The organism is Micromonospora echinospora (assembly GCF_900091495.1).
Taxonomy (GTDB): Bacteria; Actinomycetota; Actinomycetes; order Mycobacteriales; family Micromonosporaceae; genus Micromonospora; species Micromonospora echinospora.
This window is the reverse complement of the sequence record NZ_LT607413.1, coordinates 4,209,845-4,228,747: the sequence shown is the minus strand read 5'-3', so window position 1 is coordinate 4,228,747 and position 18,903 is coordinate 4,209,845. Positions and strand designations below refer to the sequence as shown.

The following is an 18,903-nucleotide window of genomic DNA, read 5'->3' as shown; positions in this document are numbered from 1 at the left end:
CTAAACCTGATGATAGTTGTCGAGCATTGCCGACCGACCACCAAAACAGCCATTCCGGACGCGGCATGCGGTCGAACAATAACGAACCGGTGACCAAGTCGAGACACCCCGACCGAAATCCAATCCCCCGAGGTTGCGAGTGGGATCACCTTCATCCACCACACCGGCATCCGCCCGTGGAGACCGAGGGGCAGCACGAGACGCGGACCGGGTGGCCCACCCAGGCGGGCCACCCGGTCGGCGCCGTCGTCAGACGGCGGCCGTCTCCCTGCCGCGCACCCCTTCCCGCCGCCGGCCGAGCAGGGCGTCCAGCGACCAACGGCCCGCGCCGACGACCGCGATGAGCAGGAACGACCAGCAGAACAGCGCGGCCAGCTCACCCCGGTTGTTCATCGGCAGCAACGCCATCGGCTGGTGCACCACGAAGTAGGCGTAGGCCATCGATCCGGAACAGATCACGGCGGCCGGGCGGGCCCAGAGCCCGACCAGGACGAGCAGCCCTCCGGCGAGTTGGATCAGCGCGGCCCACCAGTGCGGCCAGACGCCGACCTCGATGGCTTCCCCGCTGCCCTGACTGCCCCCGAAGACGCCGAATATCGAGGACATACCGCGTATCAGGAACAGCAGTCCGACAACCATGCGGAACAGGCTGATCACCGGGTCGGTAAGGCGGTTGACAGTCACGATCGTCCCTTTCCGTCGACACGTACCTGCAGGCGTTGCGCGGATCGGTGCCGGCTCGCGTGGCACCACGGACCCCCGGCCCACTCCCCCACGCCGCAGGTGACAGCCGTTACGGCCCAGCACTACGGGAGGAGTCGACTGTTGACCGAGCAAGAAGTCCGCTAAGTCCTTTATGCTCTATTGATAGAGTTAAGTCAATAGATGTCACACGGACTGTTGCCGAGCCGTGGCAGAGACGGGACGAGCGGCCGACGGGGGTCGGAACGGCTCCCCGGCGATACGTACGAGCGGAGCGGCGCAACGGTTCAGCGCCCAGGACGGCGACCTCGTCGAATTCGTCGCCGGTCGGTCGTCGGCACGTCCCGGACAGGGTCACCGAGCACCCGGGGACCGACCCGCGCCGGGGACGACCCCGCCGACTCGCCGGATTCGCTCGTTGTCACCCCACGCGCGGGCACCGACGAGAGCGGTCAATCCCCCCGACAGCGGCAAACCGCATGGCGGCGCGGGTAACCGCAAAGGTGGAAGCGGTCCGACAGGCGGTCCGGTCCCCGGTTCCGACCGGAGACCGGAGACGGGGAGGGCGTCACGTCGCCCCGGCCGGCGCCGGGTCAGGTGGCCTGGGCGGCCAGTTCCCGGGCCCGGTCACGGGCCGCCTCGAGGGCGGCGAGCAGCGCCGCCCGTACGCCGTGCTTCTCCAACTCGCGCACGGCGGAGATGGTGGTACCGGCCGGCGAGGTGACCGCCTCGCGGAGCTTCACCGGGTGTTCCCCGGAGTCGCGCAGCATCACCGCCGACCCGATGGCGGTCTGCACGATCAGCTCGTGGGCCACCTGACGGGGCAGGCCGAGCAGGATCCCGGCGTCGACCATCGCCTCGACCAGCAGGTAGAAGTAGGCCGGTCCGGAGCCGGAGAGGGCGGTCACCGCGTCCTGCTGCGACTCGGGCACCCGGATCGTCGCGCCCAGCGGCTTGAACATCTCCTCGGCCAGGGCGAGGTGCTCCCCGGTGGCGTGCGCGCCTGCCGAGATCGCGGTCATCGCCTGGTCGACCAGGGCCGGGGTGTTCGTCATGACCCGGACGACCGGGGTGCCGGCGGGCAGCCGCCGGCTGAAGAAGCCGGTGGGCAGGCCGGCGCAGAGCGAGATGACCAGCTTCCCGTCGGGGACCTTGGGGCCGATCTCGTCGAGCAGCACTCCGGCGTCCTGCGGCTTGACCGAGACCGCGAGCACCTCCGCGTCCTGCACCGCGGTCAGGTTGTCGACCACCCGGACGCCGTAGCGGGTGGCGATCTCCTCGGCACGTTCCCGCCGCCGCGCGGTGGCCAGCAACCGGTCGGCCGGCCAACCCGAGCGCAGCAGCCCGGAGAGCATCAGCTCACCGATCTTGCCGGCGCCGATCACCGCGACCGTGTGCACCCCAGTCGACATCCCGCCGTACCCCTCTCCTGTCCCGCCCGCGCCGACGGCGACGGCCGTCGGATCCACCGACCCGGTACGCGGGGCGGCGGACGCCGGAACGCCCACCGCCCCGCACCGGTCAGCTGCCGAAGAAGACCTCGGCCTCGGCGTACCGCTCCAGCGGCACGGTCTTCAGCTCGCGGGTGGCGTCGGCGAGCGGAACCCGAACGATGTCCGTGCTCTGCATGGCGACCATCTTGCCCCAGTCGCCCTCGTGCGCGGCGTCGATCGCCTGGAGGCCGAGCCGGGTGGCCAGCACCCGGTCGAAGGCGGTCGGGGTGCCGCCCCGCTGGATGTGGCCGAGCACGACGGTGCGGGCCTCCTTGCCGGTCTTCGCCTCGAGCTGCTCGGCCAGCCACTGGCCGATGCCGCCGAGCCGGACGTGCCCGAAGGCGTCCAGCTCCTGGTTGTGCAGGACCATCTGGCCGTCGAGCGGCTGCGCGCCCTCGGCGACCACGACGATCGGGGCGTACTGGTGCTGGAAGCGCTTCTCGACGTAGCCGGCGACCTGCTCGACGTCGAACTGCCGCTCCGGCAGCAGGATCACGTTGGCGCCACCGGCCAGGCCGGCGTGCAGGGCGATCCAGCCGGCGTGCCGACCCATCACCTCGACGACCAGCGTCCGGTGGTGGCTCTCGGCCGTGGTGTGCAGCCGGTCGATCGCCTCCATCGCGATGTTGACGGCGGTGTCGAAGCCGAAGGTGTAGTCGGTGGCGCCGAGGTCGTTGTCGATGGTCTTCGGCACGCCGATGACCTTGACGTCCAGCTCGTGCAGCTTGGTGGCGACACCGAGGGTGTCCTCACCGCCGATCGCGATCAGGGCGTCGACGCCCTGCGCGGCGAGGTTCTCCTTGATCCGCTCGACACCGTTCTCGATCTTGAACGGGTTGGTACGGGACGAGCCGAGGATCGTGCCGCCCCGGGGCAGGATGCCGCGGACCTCCGCGATGCCCAGCGGACGGGACAGGCCCTCCAGCGGGCCCTTCCAACCGTCCCGGAAGCCCACGAACTCGTGGCCGTAGCTGGCGACGCCCTTGCGGACCACCGCCCGGATCACCGCGTTGAGACCGGGGCAGTCGCCACCGCCGGTGAGCACGCCGATACGCATGATCTGCTCATCCTCCTGGAGCCTCTTAGCCCAACAAAGCCCCAGGATATGGGTCAGATCCGACCATCGGCGCCGTTGCCGGCCCGGGGCGGGCCGTCAGAGCGCACTGTAGTCGGCACGGCTGTGCCCCGACAGCGCGCCCCGGAAGGTGTCCACCCACCGGCCCCTGCCGTTCACGGCTCAGTAATCGACCGCGCGGTTCTCACCCGGTCGGGGTGGCCGGCCGGTCACCACCGCCCGGGCGGCACCGAGCAGGTTGACCACCGTGCTGCCCGGCGAGTCCCAGTAGTGGGCCGAGCTGGCGTGCAGCCTGATCAGAGTCAGTCCGGGCGTGTCCGGCCCGTCCGGGAACCACACCCGCAGCGCGGGATGCCAGAGCCGCTCGACGTCGGCCCGGCCGTTCTCCTCCCGGGCGGTGCCGGAGACGGAGATCCAGGTGTGTCGCCGCTGGTCGCCGAAGGCCGCGTTGACCTCCGGGTTGACCCGGATCTGCCGGATCTTGGCCGAGTCCGCCCGGGCGAAGAACCACAGGTCGCCGTCGAACTCCACCTCCTGCAACACCATCGGACGGCTGACCTGCCGCCCGTCGACGGCGATCGTGGTGAGCATGCAGACGCGCGCGGCGCGGATCAGTTCGGTGACCCGGTGCCGCGCCTCGGCGTCCGTGGTCGGCTCAGGACTCATGGTGGCACTCCCTCGCGTCGGTTCCGCGCGGGCCGGGGTGCGGTGCCCGGCACCGGCATCGAAACCGGTGCCCGGGACGGAACCACCCAAACCTGGTACGACCGACCTGATGCCGGGACGGTGCGGAGATCCCCACCCGGCGTGCCGGGGAGGCTCCCGGTTCAGTCGCCGGTCATCGCCCGCCACCGGGCGAGGTTGTGCCGGGCGTCGACCAACGCGTCGTGCCGGGCCGCCTCGGCTGACGGCAGCGGTGGCCGGCCCCGGTCGTCCCAGAGCTGACGGAGTTCCTTGGTGAACCGGGGGATCTCCCGGGGCAGGGTGATCATCGAGCCCCAGAGCTGGGCGAGCGCCACGTGGTCGTAGGCGGCGTACCACGCCCAGAGTTCGATCTGCTCGCCCGACCGGCCACGCACCGGCTCGGCCAGGAACTCGAGCAGGTCCTCGCGGATGCGCTCGCGGGAGCGCCAGGCCCGGTCGGCGGGCGAGGGCAGCTTGTCGAGCACGTTACGACGCACCCAGGGCACCGCGCGGGAGTCGTCGAACTCGGTGGAGACCGCGTAGAACTCACGGCCGTACTCGTCGACGACGCCGATCGACACGAGGTCGATGGTGCGGCCGTCCTCGATGAACTCGCAGTCGTAGAAGTAGCGGTAGACCATCCCGGTCATCCTCGCGCACCGTCGGAGCGGTCCGACCGGCGGGGGCGACCGGGCCGGCGAGGGCAGCCGGGCCGGCGAGGGCAGCCGGGCCGGCGAGGGCAGCCGGGCCGGCGGGGGCGGTCGGCGGCGGTCGGGCGGTCGGGCGGTCGGCGCGAGGGTGGTCCCGCCCCCCGCGCCGGCCGGTCGCGGCGGTCCGCGACCCGCTCCACCGCGCCCCCGTACGGTCGTCGCCCGACGGTGGACCGGTCCTCTCACCTTGGCATCCTTCGCAGCTCAGGATTGTCACGGAAGTGATTTCAGGGGTGTACAGCAAGCGACATGGACGTCATGATCTGATGTGTACCGCTACCGGACGCCGAACCGGTGTCAGTTCACCTCCACCCGGGGGCTGTCAGGTTCACCCGGCTGCGAGTTGTGGTCCTTGACCGGGGAGGGGTTGGGCCGTGGAGATGCGCCTGCCGGAGCCGGGTGACGCGCTTACGGGAGTCGAGATGTTCGCCGGCCTGGAGCCGGAGGTCCGCCAGCGGGTGATCGCGGCGGCGGTGCCGCGCACCTACCGCAAGGGGCAGCTGCTCTTCGTGGAGAACGACCCCGGCGAGTCCCTGATCGTGCTCCGGCGGGGCGCGGTCGCGGTGTTCCGCACCGCGCCGACCGGAGAGCGGGCCGTACTGACGGTGATCCGACCGCCGGACGTGCTCGGCGAGGTGTCCCTCCTCGACGCCTCGACCCGGTCGGCGTCCGCCGAGGCGATCGAGGACTGCAGCGCCCTGGCGCTGTCCCGACCGGCCTTCATGGAGCTGGTGCACTCCAACCCGCGCATCCTGGACGCGGTGATGCGGTCGCTGGGCGGCCTGATCCGCCGGTTGACCGAGCAGAACGCCGACCACGTCTTCCTCGACCTGCCCGGCCGGGTGGCCAAGACGCTGGTCCGGCTGGCCGGGGAGAGTCAGGCTCCGATGATCACGATCGAGCTGAACCAGTCCCAGCTGGCGGAGATGGCCGGGGGCTCCCGGCAGAGCGTCAACCAGGCGATCGGCTCGTTCGCCAGCCGGGGTTGGCTGCGGACCGAGGGACGCCGGATCGTGGTGACCGACGTGGCGGCGCTGCGCCGCCGGGCCGGCATGGCCGACCGCTGACCACCGGGTCACGGGCCACGCCCGTCCGCCCCGCCGCACGCGTGTCCGGGACGGGCGCGCAACCGTGCTCCGGGCCGCGCCGGGGCGGCTACCGTGCCCCCGCACGCCGCAGGGACACGACGGCGCCTGGGCACACGACAACGCCTGCGCACACCGGGGGCGGACGCGACGGTGCCCCGCACGCCGGATGGCACGCGGGGCACCGGGTGGAGCGCGTCGGTCAGGGCTTCGTGCTGGTCGGCCCGACCCAGTCGGTGGTCGCGTCGCCGCCCGACTTCGGCACTTCGGTCACGATGCCGGCGGCCTGGAGCTCGGCCAGGGTCGCGGCGTCCACGTCGACGGTCTCCCCCGCGGCGTGGTTCACGCCGTCGATGTCGGTCCACTCCGCTTCCAGTCGGACGTACACCATGGAATTCTCCCCCTGTGTGATCGAATCTGGGCTGACTGAATGTAGCCGTTGCCAGCAACAAAGACACTGTCCGTAAGCCAACAGGCGGGTACCCGACAGCAGCTTGTTACCGGGATACTGACGGTGGACGGCCCCCGTGGGCCGTCGACGGCCACTTTCGGTCACCGCCGCGCCGGCGTGACGCGCCCGGCCGGCTCGCTCAGCTCGGATCGTCCCGGGAGGTTGGCATCGCCGCCCACTGTGCCCAGTGCGGCCGACCCACCGCGCCCGACGACCGCTTCTGCGGTGGCTGCGGTGCGGAACTGGCCCTGACCTGCGAACACTGCGATCGGCCGCTCGCCTCGGACGCGGCCTTCTGCACCGGTTGCGGACGGGCCCGCGCGGGCCGCGACACGCACCCGACGGCCCGGGTCGGTGGCGCCGCCCCGACCGCGCCGCCGCAGGAGGACCGCCGCCGGGTCAGCGTGCTCTTCGTCGACCTGATCGACTTCACCCCGTACGTCGAACAGTCCGACCCGGAACTGGTCCGGGGGTTGCAGACCGGCTTCTTCTCCGCCGCCCGCCGGGTCATCGGCCAGTACGGCGGGGTGGTGGAGAAGTACATCGGCGACGCGGTCATGGCGCTGTTCGGTGCGCCCGTGGCCACCGAGACCGACGCGCTGCGCTGTGTCCGGGCCGGACTGGAGCTGCAACGGGTGCTGGCCCGCTTCGCCCCGGTCGGCGCCGACGGACTCCGCTTCCGGGTCGGGGTGGCCACCGGCGAGGCGCTGGTGGACGTGGCCGCCGCGCACCACGGTGGTCAGGCCATCGTGGCCGGTGACGTGGTCAACACCGCCTCCCGCATGCAGTCGGTGGCTCCGCCCGGCGGCGTGCTGGTCTGCGGGACGACGTACGGGCTCACCCGGGGCGCGGTCCGGTACGAACAGCAGCCGGCGGTCACTCTCAAGGGACGCTCGTCGCCGACGGAGGTGTGGCTGGCGCTCGGCGCGGCCCAGCGACGGCAGCCCGACCGGGAGCCGGACGCCACCCCGCTGATCGACCGGGAACACGAGCTGGGCCTGCTGGTCAACGCGCTGGACCGGGCGGCCCGGGAGCGGATGCCGCAACTGGTCACCGTGTTCGGGCGGGCCGGGATCGGCAAGAGCCGGCTGGTCCGGGAACTCTACCGGCACACCCGTGCCAGCGCGGACGCGTCGCTGACCTGGCGTACCGGCCGGTGTCCGCCGTTCGGCGAGAACGTCACGTTCGCCGCGCTGGCGGACATCGTCAAGTCCGAGGCCGGCATTCTCGACACCGATCCGGCCACCGCCGCCGCGCCCCGGCTGCGGGCGGCGGTGGCCGACCTGGTCGGTCCGGGTGAGGCGGACCGGCTGGTCGACGCGCTGCGCCCGCTGGTCGGCCTGCCGGGGCCGACGCTGCCGGCCGAGGAGACCCAGTCCGCCTGGCGGCGGTTCCTGCTGGCGCTGGCGGCCCGCCGTCCCACCGTGCTGGTCTTCGAGGACCTGCACTGGGCCGACGAGAAGATGCTGCGCCTGGTCGAGCTGCTCGGGGCGTCCGCCCGGGATGTGCCGCTGCTGGTGCTCTGCACCGCCCGACCGGAGCTGATCAACCGCGATCCCACCTGGGCGGGCACCATCGGCGGGTCGCTGACCATCACCCTGCCGCCGCTGCGCCCGAGCGGGATCACCTCGCTGTACGCGCACCTGTTCGGCCAGTCCGCCTTCTCCCCGGACCTGATCAACCCGCTGGTCGAGGTCGCCGACGGCAACCCGCTCTACGCCCACGAGTACGTGCGGATGCTCATCGAACAGGGCTTCCTGCGCCAGTCGGGGCGGGGTTGGCTGCTGAAGAAGCAGGACGGGCTGCCGATCCCGGACAACGTGCACGCGGTGATCGCCAACCGGGTCGACCTGCTCGACCCGGCCGACCGGGCGGTGCTGCTGGCCGCCTCGGTGGTCGGCACCCAGTTCTGGCCGGGTGCGGTCGCCGCCGCGCTCGGGCAGCCGGTCGAGGCGGTGGAGCGGGCCCTGCGCCGGCTCGGGCAGCGGGACTTCGTCGTCGAGCTGCCGGCGTCCACGATGGCCGGCCAGGCCGAGTACCAGTTCCGGCACGTCCTGGTCCGGGACGTCTGCTACCAGCGGCTGCCCCGCACCGAGCGGGTCGCCCGGCACGAGCGGACCGCCGACTGGGTCGACGCGCTGGCCCGGGGGCGGGACACCGACCTGGCGGAGGTGCTGGCCAACCACCGGTGGGCGGCGCACGAGATCGCCCGTACCCTCGGGCTGGACACCCGCCGGTACGCCACGGCGGCGCGCGAGGCGCTGCACCGGGCGGCGCGGCGCGCCTACACGTTGCACGCCCTGGACGCGGCGGCGCACCACACGACCCGGGCCCTCGGCCTGGCCGACGACGCCGACCCGGTGGGCCGGCTCCAGTTGGAGCTGCTCGGCGCGGAGATCTCGTTCTTCCGCGACGGCGGGGCCTTCCTCGACGCCGGCGGCACCGAGACGCTGACCGACCTGGCCGAGCAGTTGTTCACGCAGGGCGACGTCGGCTGCGCCGCCCGGGCGTGGACGTTGCTCGGGCGGGCGGCGTGGATCCGGACCGACCGGGACACCGCGCTGGCCCGGCTGGCCCGGGCGGTGGAGCTGTTCGCGGGACTGCCCGACAGCGAGCAGAAGGCGGACGCCTACGCCGAGCTGGGGCGGCTGCACATGCTCAACAACGAGAGCGCCGAGGCGGTGGCGGCGGCCAGCACCGCCGCCGGCATCGCCGAACGGCTGGGCCTGGTGGAGGCCCGGGTGGACGCGCAGATCACCGCGGCCACGGCCCGTTACCAGGCCGGGGACCGGACCGGGGTGGACGAGCTGCACGCCGCGTTCGAGACCTCGCGGGCGCAGCAGTTGCTCGCCCTGCCCCGGGCGATGCAGAACCTCGCCTACGTGGTCTGCGAGGAGGGCGACTGGATCCGCTCCAACGAGCTGCTCACCGAGGCGGCGGCGCTGTCCGGCTCGCCCGGGCTGACCACGGGCTACTCCGGCGACGCGATGCGGGCGTACTTCGAGGGCGAGTTCGGCGCGCTGCTGGCCGCGGCGGACGCCTTCGTGGACACCCCGACCGGCCGGTGGGACATGCAGGTGCGCGGGCTGCGGGCCTGCCTGCGGATCCTGCGGGACGAGCCGGTGCCGGGGGAACGGGGCGGACCGGGTGCGGTGTCGGCCGAGCGGGCCGGCCGGGCGTCCGGTGCCGGTCCGGTGCTGACCGCGGTCGGCAGCCAGGCACCCCGGCCGGTCGACGACGTGAGCGACGCGTTGGACACCGCCCGGCGCAGCGGGTTCCGGCGGCTGCACTGGACGACGCTGGGCATCAGCGCGCTCTGCCGGGCGTTGCAGGGGCGTACCGGTGAGGCCGGGGAACTGTTGGCGGAGCTGGACGACTCGTGGTCGGCGGTGCCGGCGTTGCTCAGCGGTGAGTGGATCGCGGCGGCGGCGTACGCGGCGGTGCTCTGCGGACGGGACACGGCGGTGCGGGTACGCGGGATGCTGGAGCGGGCGCCGCACCGGACCCCGTGGACCGACGCCGCGCGGCAGACCGTCACCGCGACGCTCGCCGCGACCGACGGCGACCACGGTCGGGCCGGTCAGCTCTACGGCGCCGCCGCCGAGCTGTACGGACGGATCCCGGCGGTGACCGACCGGATGCTCGCGCTCGCGCTCGCCGCGAAGGAACTGGGGCGGGCGGGCGACCCGGCGGGGGCGGCCACCGTGCTCGGTGAGGTGCGCGCGTTCGCCCTGCGCAACCGCGCCCCCGGCCTGCTCCGCCTCGGCGAGGCGGACGTGTCCACCTACTCCTCCCCCACCCTCGCCTCCTGACCCGCCCGACCCGGTGACGGGCGGGCGGGGCGGGCGGGGCGTCAGGCGGGGACGGGGGTGGCCGGCTGGTTCTTGATCTTCTGGGCGTAGATGTCGACGTACTCGCGGCCGGAGAGTTCCATCAGCTCGTACATGATCTCGTCGGTGACCGCCCGCTCGACGAAGCGGTCCCCGGCCAGGCCGGCGTACCGGGTGAAGTCGAGGGGGGCACCGAACCGGATCCGCACCTGGGCCACCTTGGGGACGAGTTTGCCCGGGGGCTGGATCTCGTCCAGGTTGAGCATGACCACCGGCACCACCGGGGCGCCGCTCTCCAGGGCCAGCCGGGCCACACCGGTCTTGCCCCGGTAGAGCCGGCCGTCCGGGGACCGGGTGCCCTCCGGGTAGATGCCGGCGACCCCGCCGGCCCGGAGCACGGCGAGTTGCGCGTCCAGCGCCGCCTGGGCGGCCCGTCCGCCGGACCGGTCGATCGGCAGGGTGCCGGTGCCGACGAAGAACAACCGGGTCAGCCAGCCCTTGACGCCCTTGCCGGTGAAGTACTCGGCCTTGGCCACGAAGGTCACCCTCCGGGGGACGATCAGCGGCAGGAAGATCGAGTCCGAGAAGGAGAGGTGGTTGCTGGCCAGGATCACCGGCCCGGTGGCGGGCAGATGAGCGAAACCCTCGACGTGAGGTCGGAAGATCAGCCTCAGCCAGGGACCGAGGATGACGTACTTCATCAGCCAGTACAGCACCGCTGTCCTTCCCGAAGGGGTCCGTGACGGCACCGCCGAGCGTCCGGGGCGAACGCCGAGCGTCGGCCGGGGGCCCACGAACCGTCGGCCCTGAGCCTACGAACCGGAAGCCAAGCCTCACAACGCGCGTCCCGCACGATCGGGGACGGGTAGGTCACACTCGGGCGGGCCGGTCCCGCCGCATGCTCGCACTTCCCGCACAAACAGACAAAAATCCATGGCCCCGACCTGCGATGGCGTCGTTGACTTTCGGCAACGCGCCACAACGCACTCCCGGAACCGGGGGCGGACGTGTCACGATTCAGGACACGGCGTGCGGGCGGGGGCGCCGGAGGACCTGCGCCGCCAGGTGCGAGGAGGAGGACGCCGGTGTCAGCGGGTGGGGCACGCCGGGGACGGCGGGACAACGGGCTCGACGCGAACGAGTACGCCGTGGCGGGCGACGTGGATCCACGCGTCGGTGAGCACCTGCTCGACGTGCTCGCCGCCGGCGGCATCGCCGCCTACCTGCAACCGTCCGCCGACCTGAACCCGGTGACCCGGACGACCACCGTTCCCGCCCGGCCGGTCGACCGGCTCTACGTCGACCGTTCCCACCTGACCACCGCCCGGGACTACCTCACTCAGCTCAGCGACGAGGGCATCAGCGGGCAGACCCGCCCCGGCGAGCCCGACGTCGAAGCCGAGTGGGCCCGCATCGTCGCCGGCTTCCACCGTGACCCGACCCCCGGTCCCACGCCCTGGCCGGCCGCCGAGGAACTGGACGAGCCCCCGCAGACGGGCGGCACGCTCAGCCGCACCGAGGAGGGCACCGCCCCGACCGTCACCGGGGTCCGTCCGCTCCCCTCCGCCACCGACTTCTCCGGCGTCTCGGTCGGGCGGCGGCACGACGAGCCGTCCCTCCTGGACGGCCTGGACACCTTCGGCGCGGACCTGCCCGACGACCCGGACGACGAGGGCGGCTACACCCCGCCGCCGCCCCCACCGCTGCCTGCGGTCTCCAAGTACGCCGTGGCCGGCGTGCTCTCCGTCGTCGTCGGCTTCGTGCTCTTCCTCTTCCCGTCGGTCCTGCCGGCGGACCGCGCGGTGGTGACCCTGCTCGGCTTCACCGGCATCCTCGCCGGTTTCGTCACCCTGATCTGGCGGCTGCGCCCCGGCGACACGGAGGACCACGACCCGGACGACGGCGCGGTCGTCTGATCGACTTCGGTCGTCGGCGCGGTTCCGCCCGAGCGTCCGGATGACGGGACGTCCACCACCCCGGACGTGGGAAGTAACAGTGGTGTAACTTACGGTCAGTAGGAATACGGCTGTAACGTCACTTCCCTTGCTGGCTGCCCGTTTCCTCCCCGCACGGGCGGTCATCCCTCGGCAGATCGGAATGACCGAGATGCGACAGAGCTCCCTCGTGGTGGTGGCCAACCGCCTTCCCGTCGACAACAGCGTGGCCCCCGACGGCGCCTGCGAGTGGCGCCGCAGCCCCGGTGGCCTGGTGAGCGCCCTGCACCCGCTGCTGAAGCACACTCCCGCCACCTGGATCGGCTGGGCCGGAGGCACCGGCCCGGCCCCCGCCCTGCCCGACGTGGACGGCGTCCGGCTGCACACCGTTCCGCTCACCCCGGAGGACTTCCGGGACCACTACGAGGGCTTCGCCAACGCGACCCTCTGGCCGCTGTACCACGACGCGGTCGAGCAGCCCGAGCACCACCGCCGCTGGTGGGAGGCGTACCAGCGGGTCAACCGGCGGTTCGCCGAGGCCGCCGCCGCGGTGACCGAGCCGGGCGGCGTGGTCTGGGTGCAGGACTACCACCTGCAACTGGTGCCCGCCCTGCTCCGCGACCTCCGCCCCGACCTGCGGATCGGCTTCTTCCTGCACGTGCCGTTCCCGCCGCCCGAGTTGTTCATGCAGCTCCCCCGCCGGGCCGAGCTGCTGCGCGGGATCCTCGGCGCGGACCTCGTCGGCTTCCAGCGGGCACAGGCCGCGCACAACTTCGCGCAGCTGGTGGCGAAGGTCTTCGGCGTGCCCGCCACCGACCGGCAGATCGAGGTGGACGGCCGCACCGTGCGGGTGGGTGCCTTCCCGGTCTCCATCGACACCGCCGAGATGGCCGCGCTGGCCGCCCGGCCGGACGTGGTGGCCCGGGCCGAGCGGCTCCGCAACGACCTCGGCAGCCCGGAAAACGTGATCCTCAGTGTCGACCGGATGGACTACACCAAGGGCATCGAGCACCGGCTCAAGGCGTACAGCGAGCTGATCGCCAGCGGTCACGTCAAGGTCCGGGACACGGTCATGGTGCAGGTGGCCGTGCCCAGCCGGGAACGGGTCGGGCAGTACCAGATCCTCCGGGACCGGGTCGAACGCGAGGTCGGACGGATCAACGGCGAGTTCGGCCGGGTCGGCGAGCCGGCGATCCACTACCTCACCCAGCCCTTCGACCGGGCCGAACTGGCCGCCCTCTACCGGATGGCGGACGTGATGGCGGTGACCCCGCTGCGGGACGGGATGAACCTGGTCGCCAAGGAGTACGTCGCCGCCCGGGTCGACGACTCCGGCACGCTGCTGCTCAGCGAGTTCGCCGGAGCCGCGGCGGAGCTGCCCGAGGCCTACCAGGTCAACCCGCACGACCTGGAAGGGCTCAAGCAGGGGCTGCTCGCGGCCCTGGAGGCCGACCCGGAGGACGCGGCGACCCGGATGCGGGCGATGCGCGAGCACCTGCACCGGTACGACATCCGGTCCTGGGTCCGCTCCTACCTGAGCACGCTCGACGAGACCGTCTCCGCGCCGACCGGGTGACCACCGGCTGAGCGGGCCGCCCGCCGACCGGCAGACCGGTACGACCGAGCGGGCCCGCGAACCGTCAGACCGGAACGACGGCCGACGCCGGCTCCTTGACCAGCCAGTCGAGGACCGCGTCGATCGGCTCCCGCCACCGCGCGTCGAGCATCAGGTCGTGCCCCATGCCGGGGAAGAGCAGCGGGGCCGAGCCGTACCGCCGGGCGGCGCGGGTCAGCGCCGTCGCCGGGACCACCCGGTCGTCCGGGCTGCCGAGCACCAGCATCGGCGGGCGGCCCACCGCCGGTTCGAGCGCACCGGGAAAGAGCAGCCGCCACTGGGCGCGTCGACCGGCCCGGCCCAGCCGGGCCAGGTGGGCGTCGGCGACGTTCTCCGGCAGCTCCGGACCGAACAGCTGCCGCCGGTTCAGCCGCAGCCGGCCGCCCCAGAACGCGGGGATCGTGCCGACCGGGTTACGGCGCAGCGCCGCGCCGAGCGTGCCCCAGCCCCCGAACACCGGGGCGGCCAGCACCCCGGCCCGTGCCGGGTAGCGGGCCAGCGCGTGCGCCACCACCAGGGCCCCCGCGCCGTGCCCCACCAGCACCGCCTGGCGCGGCAGCTCCGCCGCCACCTGGACCACGTCGTGGGCGTACGCCCGCAGCGACGCCTCCGGTGCCGGTTCGCTGCCGCCGTGCCCGCGCAGGCTCACCGCGTACGCGGGGAAGCCCCGGGAGGCAGCGTGCTCCAGCCAGTGCTCGGCGAACGCCCACGCGCCGTGACCGAAGCCCGGGACGAAGAGCAGCGGCGGTCGCCCCTGCTCCAGCTCGGGCAGCGCGCTGAGCACCTCGCGGCGGACCGGGCGCACCGGCCGGGCCCACTCCCGCCCCCGGACGATCCGCACCCGCCCGCCACTCAACTGGGCCGCCTTCCGTTCGCGACTGCGGGGCTCGCAAGCTCACTCCTCGCGCTCACCGAACTGCCTCCAACTCGTTCAGGGCGCGCTGGACGGCGCGCAGGTAGTCGACGTGCCCCACCTCGAACCAGTGCCGGCTGCTGTCCTCGACCCGGCCGGAGTAGCGCTTCCCGGCCCGGGCGGCGACCGTCGCGGCGAACGCCTCCGCCCGCTCCGGGCGGTACTGGCGCGCCTGCCACAGCCGCGCGACCAGCACCGCCTGCCAGTGCGAGATCGGGAAGAGCCCCGAGTCCGGCTGGACCAGTCCGACGACGGCGAGCGTCGGGTGGTTCCGGGGGAAGGCGTTCAGGTGGAGCGTGGGACGTCCGACCCCGGCCTCGTCACCGAGGAGCCGCGCGTCGAGGAACTCGAAGCGGGGCAGGTAGCCGGTGGCGAAGACGACCAGGTCCGGATCGATCTGACGGCCGTCGGTCAGCTCGACGGCGTACGGGTGGAAGCGGCGGACGTCCGGCGCCGGGGTGATCCGGCCGTGCCCGACGTAGTAGACGAGCTGGCTGTTGGCGATCGGGTGGGTCTCGTACACCCGGTGGTCGGGGGCGGGCAGCCCGAACCGGGTCAGGTCGCCGACGGTCAGCCGCATCGTCCGGTGGTAGAGCCACTGCCGTACGCGCAGGGGCACCCGGAGCGCCAGCAGCAGGTCGTTGATCTGGTCGGCGGGACGGCCGAGGACGTACTTCGGCGCGTACCAGTAGCCGCGCCGGGTGGAGTGCCAGCAGGTGGCGGCCTGCTGGGCGGCCTCCACCGCGATGTCGCAACCGGTGTTGCCGGCGCCCACCACCAGCACCCGCTTGCCGCGCAACTGGGCCGGGTCCTTGTACGCCGAGGCGTGCATCGTCTCGCCCCGGAAGTCGGCCAGCCCCTCGTACTCCGGCAGCTTCGGCGACCAGTTGTGGCCGTTGGCGACGACGACGGCGGCGTACCGGGAGGTGCGCTCCGGGCCGTAGCCGCCGGTGCTGCGGGTGGTCACGTCCCAACGGTCACCGGCGACCGGCTCGACCCGGACCACCTCGGTGCCGAACCAGATGTGCTGGCGCAGGTCGAAGTGGTCGGCGTACCGCTCGAAGTACGCCAGCAGCTGACTGTGGTGCGGGTAGTCCGGCCACGAGTCGGGCATCGGGAAGTCGGGGAACTGGGTGAACGGCCGCGACGAGATCAGGTGGGTGCTCGCGTAGACCGGACTGCGGTCGTGCCGCCAGTTCCACGCGCCGCCGACGCCGGTCTCCCGCTCGTAGCAGTCGACGCCGAAGCCGTGCTCCTTCAGGTTCTTGACCGTGGTCAGGCCGCTGGCCCCGGCGCCGATCACGCAGACCGTGTCACCACGGTCGGAGACCGGACGGCCGTCGGGGGTGAGGGCGATCGTGACCGACGGATCGTCGGGACCGCCGTGGTCGGTGGAGGTGGACACCGGGTATCTCTCCTTGGGGACGCCGTACGCGTGCCGGGTCGCCGCCGCATCCTCTCCACTTCGGAGAGTGTTTGTCCAGCCCTGCCCGGCGGCCCGGCCGGGTCGGTCAGTCGGTGACCGGCAGCAGCAGGTCCGCCAGGACCGGAAAGTGGTCGCTGGCCCGGCGGGTCTGCGGGGTGTCGACCACGTCGTAGTCGACCACGGTGATCCGGGGGTCGACGAAGAGCGCGTCGATCCGGCGGCGCGGGTCCGCACAGGAGTAGGTGAGCCGGTCGGCCCGGTCGGCGGCGACGGCCGCGTCGGTGAGTCCGTCGGCGATCGTCCGCCAGGCGGCGCCGCCCGGTCCCTCGTTGAGGTCCGCCCCGACGAGCACCGGCCACCGCGCCGCCTCGACCTCCGCCCGGAACAGGGCGGCCTGGTCGGGGCGTTCCGCCGGGTCGGTCGACAGGTGGGTGCCGGCCAGCACGAACCGGGCCCCGCCGACGGCGCACTCGGCGAACGCCGCGCCGCGCAGGTGCCGGCCGGGGGTGAGCGGGAACCGCTGGCAACGGGTGGCGTGCACCCGCACCCGGAGACTGGTCAGCAGCAGGTTGCCCAGCGCCGGCAACCCACCGGCGCCCACCACGAGGCCGAACGACTCGGCCAGGGCGGCGCACTTGCTCCGCCAGCGGAACCGGCGTGGCCCCTCCTGCACGATCACCACGTCCGGCCGGGCGGCCCGGACCACCTCCGCCAGCGCGGCCGTGTCGTCCCGCTGGGTGTGGATGTTGTACGACACCACCCGCAGCGGCACACTCATCAGAACCGCCGGGCCAGGTCGGCGGCGCCGATGACGCCGGCGGTGTTGCCCAGTTCGGCCGGGCGTACCTCGGCCACCGGGAGGCGGCCCCGCTGGGCGAGCGCGTCGGCGTAGGACCGCCGGGTCGGGCCGAGCAGCAGGTCACCGGCCTCGACCACGCCGCCGCCGACGACCAGCACCTGCGGATCGAGGATCTGGGCCATGTCGGCGAGGCTGGTGCCCAGCCAGCGCCCGATCTGGGCGAACGCCTCGCAGGAGACCGGGTCGCCGCCCTGGGCGGCGGCGGTGACCATCGGGCCGGTGATCGACTCGGCGTCCCCGCCGGCCAGCCCGAGCAGCGCGGCGGCGCGCTGCGGCTCCTGCCGGGCGCCGGCCCGGGCGAAACGGACCAGGGCGTTGCCGCTGGCGTACTGCTCGATGCAGCCGAGCCGGCCGCAGCCGCACTGGTGGCCGTCGGGGACGGTGAGCATGTGCCCCAGTTCGGCGGCGATGCCGTGGGCGCCCCGGACCAGCTCGCCGCCGAGGACGATGCCACCGCCGACACCGGTGCCGATGGTGAACATGACCATCGAGTCCTCGGCGTGCCGGGCGGCGCCGTAGCGGAACTCCGCCCACGCGGCCACGTTGGCGTCGTTCTCCACGATCACCGGCAGGCCGACCGCGGCGCTGACGTACGCCCGCAACGGCTCGTCCCGCCAGGCCAGGTTGGGGGCGAACAGCACGGTGGAGCGGGTGGCGTCGATCCAGCCGGCCGCGCCGATGCCGACCGCGCCGACCGGGCGGCCGGTGGCCAGTTCGGTGACCACCTCGATGATGACGTCCCGGGTCTTGCCCACGTCCTCGGCGGGGGTGTCCCGTCGGGCCTGCGCCAGCACCCGGCCGGTGTCGTCGACCACACCGCCGGCCACCTTGGTGCCACCGACGTCGACTCCGATGGTCAGCGTCACCGCTGCCACTCCCCTCTGCTGTGCCGCCCGCGCCGCCGGCCGGTGGCCGGGGGTCGGGATGTCGTGGGTCAGGCCCCGTCGCCTGCTGGGTCCCCGTCCGCACCGTCGGGCACGCGTGCTGCGGGCACCACGGGATCCGCGGTCGGGGCTCGCTCCGGGTCCGGCCCGGCGGCGTCGACGGGCGGTTCGGCACCGGACGGGCTCGCCGCGTCCTCCGCGCGGGTCGCGGCGGACCAGACGTCCCGCGCGGGCGCCGGCTGAGAATCATGCCCGGTGCGGGTGGCCTCGCGCCACACCTGATCATCGTTGGCCGGGGCCGGCCCGGGGGCGGTGGTCGCCGTGGGCTCGGGGGCGAACGCCCTGAGCAGGCTGGCGACGCCGGCCGCCAGGTCGCCCACGCCGGTGGCCAGGCGCTCGGCGAACTCGGGACTGGGGTCGCGCAGGGCACGCATCGCACGACAGATCGGACATACTTCACATTCGGCCGCACCGGTGGCGAAGCCGTGCGGCGCGCCGGCCCCGGTGCTCCCGCCCGGAACACCACCGGCCCCGGGCTGCCCACTGTGACCGAGGACACCGGCGAGCATCCCACCGAGCGGACCCCACGACCCGGTCGGCGTTCCGGCCGCCGCCAGTCGCGCGGTGGCCAGCACGGTGGCCACCAACCGCTCCGCCTCCTCCCGGGCCGAACCCGGATCGGTACCTCCCACGTTCGGCTCCTCTACCCCGGCGACACCGCGCCGGTCGGTTCAGCGGGTCGCACCGGGTGCTTCTACCCGATGCTTCAACTGCTTCAACGCCGTATCCATGATCATTTTCTCGGCCTTGCGGCGGAACATGCCGAGCATGCCCACGGAGAGCTCCACCTCCAGGGTGTAGGTCACCGTGGAGGTGCCGTCCGGGTTGCCGACGACGTCGTACGACCCACGCTGGGCGCGCTGCATCCGGGACGGGGCCACCAGGTGCCACTCGATCCGGGAGAGGTCCTCGGCGTACTCGTACGCCAGCACGTACTCGTCGGTCATCACCTGGGCGTCGATGGTGAACCGGACCTGGCTGGCGTAGCCGTCCTCGTACTCCTCGATTACCTCGACCCGGCGCAACGCCTCGGTCCACTCCGGGTACCGGGCGAAGTCGCAGATGACCGCGACCACCCGGTCGGGGGGCGCGTCGATGGTGATCGACTGGGTGGAGGAGTCCGCCATGGGGGGGAGGCTACCCGGCCGGGCCGGACCTCGCCCCGGTCCACCCCCGCGAACC

At 73.1% G+C, this 18,903-nt stretch carries 17 protein-coding genes; 4 read left to right on the top strand and 13 right to left on the bottom strand.

Features of this window, described 5'->3' with window-relative positions; translation table 11 throughout:
- Positions 1 to 249: 249 nt before the first annotated feature.
- The 5 genes from GA0070618_RS19095 to GA0070618_RS19075 form a co-directional block, all read right to left on the bottom strand.
- Positions 250 to 684, bottom strand: a complete 435-nt coding sequence (locus GA0070618_RS19095) for a DoxX family protein (protein WP_088982849.1) — start codon at positions 682 to 684, stop codon at positions 250 to 252.
- Between the two features lie 611 nt (positions 685 to 1,295).
- On the bottom strand, positions 1,296 to 2,114 hold the full coding sequence (gene proC, locus GA0070618_RS19090; RefSeq protein ID WP_088982848.1) for a pyrroline-5-carboxylate reductase: 819 nt from the start codon (positions 2,112 to 2,114) through the stop codon (positions 1,296 to 1,298).
- 109 nt (positions 2,115 to 2,223) lie between these two features.
- Positions 2,224 to 3,252: a 6-phosphofructokinase gene (locus tag GA0070618_RS19085; protein WP_088982847.1), complete on the bottom strand. Its 1,029-nt coding sequence runs from the start codon at positions 3,250 to 3,252 to the stop codon at positions 2,224 to 2,226.
- A gap of 180 nt (positions 3,253 to 3,432) precedes the next feature.
- On the bottom strand, positions 3,433 to 3,936 hold the full coding sequence (locus tag GA0070618_RS19080) for a pyridoxamine 5'-phosphate oxidase family protein (RefSeq protein ID WP_088982846.1): 504 nt from the start codon (positions 3,934 to 3,936) through the stop codon (positions 3,433 to 3,435).
- Between the two features lie 161 nt (positions 3,937 to 4,097).
- Positions 4,098 to 4,595 (bottom strand): polyadenylate-specific 3'-exoribonuclease AS, encoded by a 498-nt coding sequence (locus tag GA0070618_RS19075; RefSeq protein ID WP_088982845.1) that lies wholly within the window; start codon positions 4,593 to 4,595, stop codon positions 4,098 to 4,100.
- 443 nt (positions 4,596 to 5,038) lie between these two features.
- Between GA0070618_RS19075 and GA0070618_RS19070 the strand changes: the two genes are divergently transcribed.
- On the top strand, positions 5,039 to 5,731 hold the full coding sequence (locus tag GA0070618_RS19070; protein WP_088982844.1) for a Crp/Fnr family transcriptional regulator: 693 nt from the start codon (positions 5,039 to 5,041) through the stop codon (positions 5,729 to 5,731).
- A gap of 220 nt (positions 5,732 to 5,951) precedes the next feature.
- On the opposite strand, the gene GA0070618_RS19065 is transcribed toward GA0070618_RS19070, so the two are convergent.
- Entirely contained in the window at positions 5,952 to 6,140 is a 189-nt protein-coding gene (locus GA0070618_RS19065) for a hypothetical protein (protein WP_088982843.1), read from the bottom strand.
- A 227-nt stretch (positions 6,141 to 6,367) separates the two neighbouring features.
- Between GA0070618_RS19065 and GA0070618_RS19060 the strand changes: the two genes are divergently transcribed.
- Positions 6,368 to 10,012 (top strand): adenylate/guanylate cyclase domain-containing protein, encoded by a 3,645-nt coding sequence (locus tag GA0070618_RS19060; RefSeq protein ID WP_088982842.1) that lies wholly within the window; start codon positions 6,368 to 6,370, stop codon positions 10,010 to 10,012.
- A gap of 41 nt (positions 10,013 to 10,053) precedes the next feature.
- Here the strand turns inward: GA0070618_RS19060 and GA0070618_RS19055 are convergent, their stop codons facing one another.
- Positions 10,054 to 10,746, bottom strand: a complete 693-nt coding sequence (locus tag GA0070618_RS19055) for a lysophospholipid acyltransferase family protein (protein ID WP_088982841.1) — start codon at positions 10,744 to 10,746, stop codon at positions 10,054 to 10,056.
- Between the two features lie 369 nt (positions 10,747 to 11,115).
- Between GA0070618_RS19055 and GA0070618_RS19050 the strand changes: the two genes are divergently transcribed.
- Together GA0070618_RS19050 and GA0070618_RS19045 are read left to right on the top strand one after the other, a co-directional pair.
- Complete coding sequence (locus GA0070618_RS19050) at positions 11,116 to 11,946, top strand: DUF308 domain-containing protein (protein ID WP_088982840.1); 831 nt, start codon at positions 11,116 to 11,118, stop codon at positions 11,944 to 11,946.
- A 190-nt stretch (positions 11,947 to 12,136) separates the two neighbouring features.
- On the top strand, positions 12,137 to 13,540 hold the full coding sequence (locus GA0070618_RS19045; protein WP_088985659.1) for an alpha,alpha-trehalose-phosphate synthase (UDP-forming): 1,404 nt from the start codon (positions 12,137 to 12,139) through the stop codon (positions 13,538 to 13,540).
- Positions 13,541 to 13,604: 64 nt separating this feature from the next.
- Here GA0070618_RS19045 and GA0070618_RS19040 read toward each other — a convergent pair whose 3' ends face one another.
- From GA0070618_RS19040 to GA0070618_RS19015, 6 genes are all read right to left on the bottom strand, one after another.
- Positions 13,605 to 14,435, bottom strand: coding sequence for an alpha/beta hydrolase (locus tag GA0070618_RS19040; RefSeq protein ID WP_088982839.1), 831 nt, complete (start codon positions 14,433 to 14,435; stop codon positions 13,605 to 13,607).
- Between the two features lie 52 nt (positions 14,436 to 14,487).
- The gene (locus GA0070618_RS19035) at positions 14,488 to 15,897 is read right to left on the bottom strand and encodes a flavin-containing monooxygenase (protein ID WP_088982838.1); all 1,410 of its coding nucleotides are present in this window, start codon (positions 15,895 to 15,897) and stop codon (positions 14,488 to 14,490) included.
- Between the two features lie 106 nt (positions 15,898 to 16,003).
- Complete coding sequence (locus GA0070618_RS19030; protein WP_088982837.1) at positions 16,004 to 16,696, bottom strand: endonuclease/exonuclease/phosphatase family protein; 693 nt, start codon at positions 16,694 to 16,696, stop codon at positions 16,004 to 16,006.
- Complete coding sequence (locus GA0070618_RS19025; RefSeq protein ID WP_172900308.1) at positions 16,696 to 17,652, bottom strand: ROK family glucokinase; 957 nt, start codon at positions 17,650 to 17,652, stop codon at positions 16,696 to 16,698. The genes GA0070618_RS19030 and GA0070618_RS19025 overlap by 1 nt, the downstream gene beginning before the upstream one ends.
- A 59-nt stretch (positions 17,653 to 17,711) precedes the next feature.
- Complete coding sequence (locus GA0070618_RS19020) at positions 17,712 to 18,353, bottom strand: hypothetical protein (protein ID WP_088982835.1); 642 nt, start codon at positions 18,351 to 18,353, stop codon at positions 17,712 to 17,714.
- A gap of 39 nt (positions 18,354 to 18,392) precedes the next feature.
- The gene (locus tag GA0070618_RS19015; RefSeq protein ID WP_088982834.1) at positions 18,393 to 18,848 is read right to left on the bottom strand and encodes an SRPBCC family protein; all 456 of its coding nucleotides are present in this window, start codon (positions 18,846 to 18,848) and stop codon (positions 18,393 to 18,395) included.
- Positions 18,849 to 18,903 lie beyond the last annotated feature (55 nt).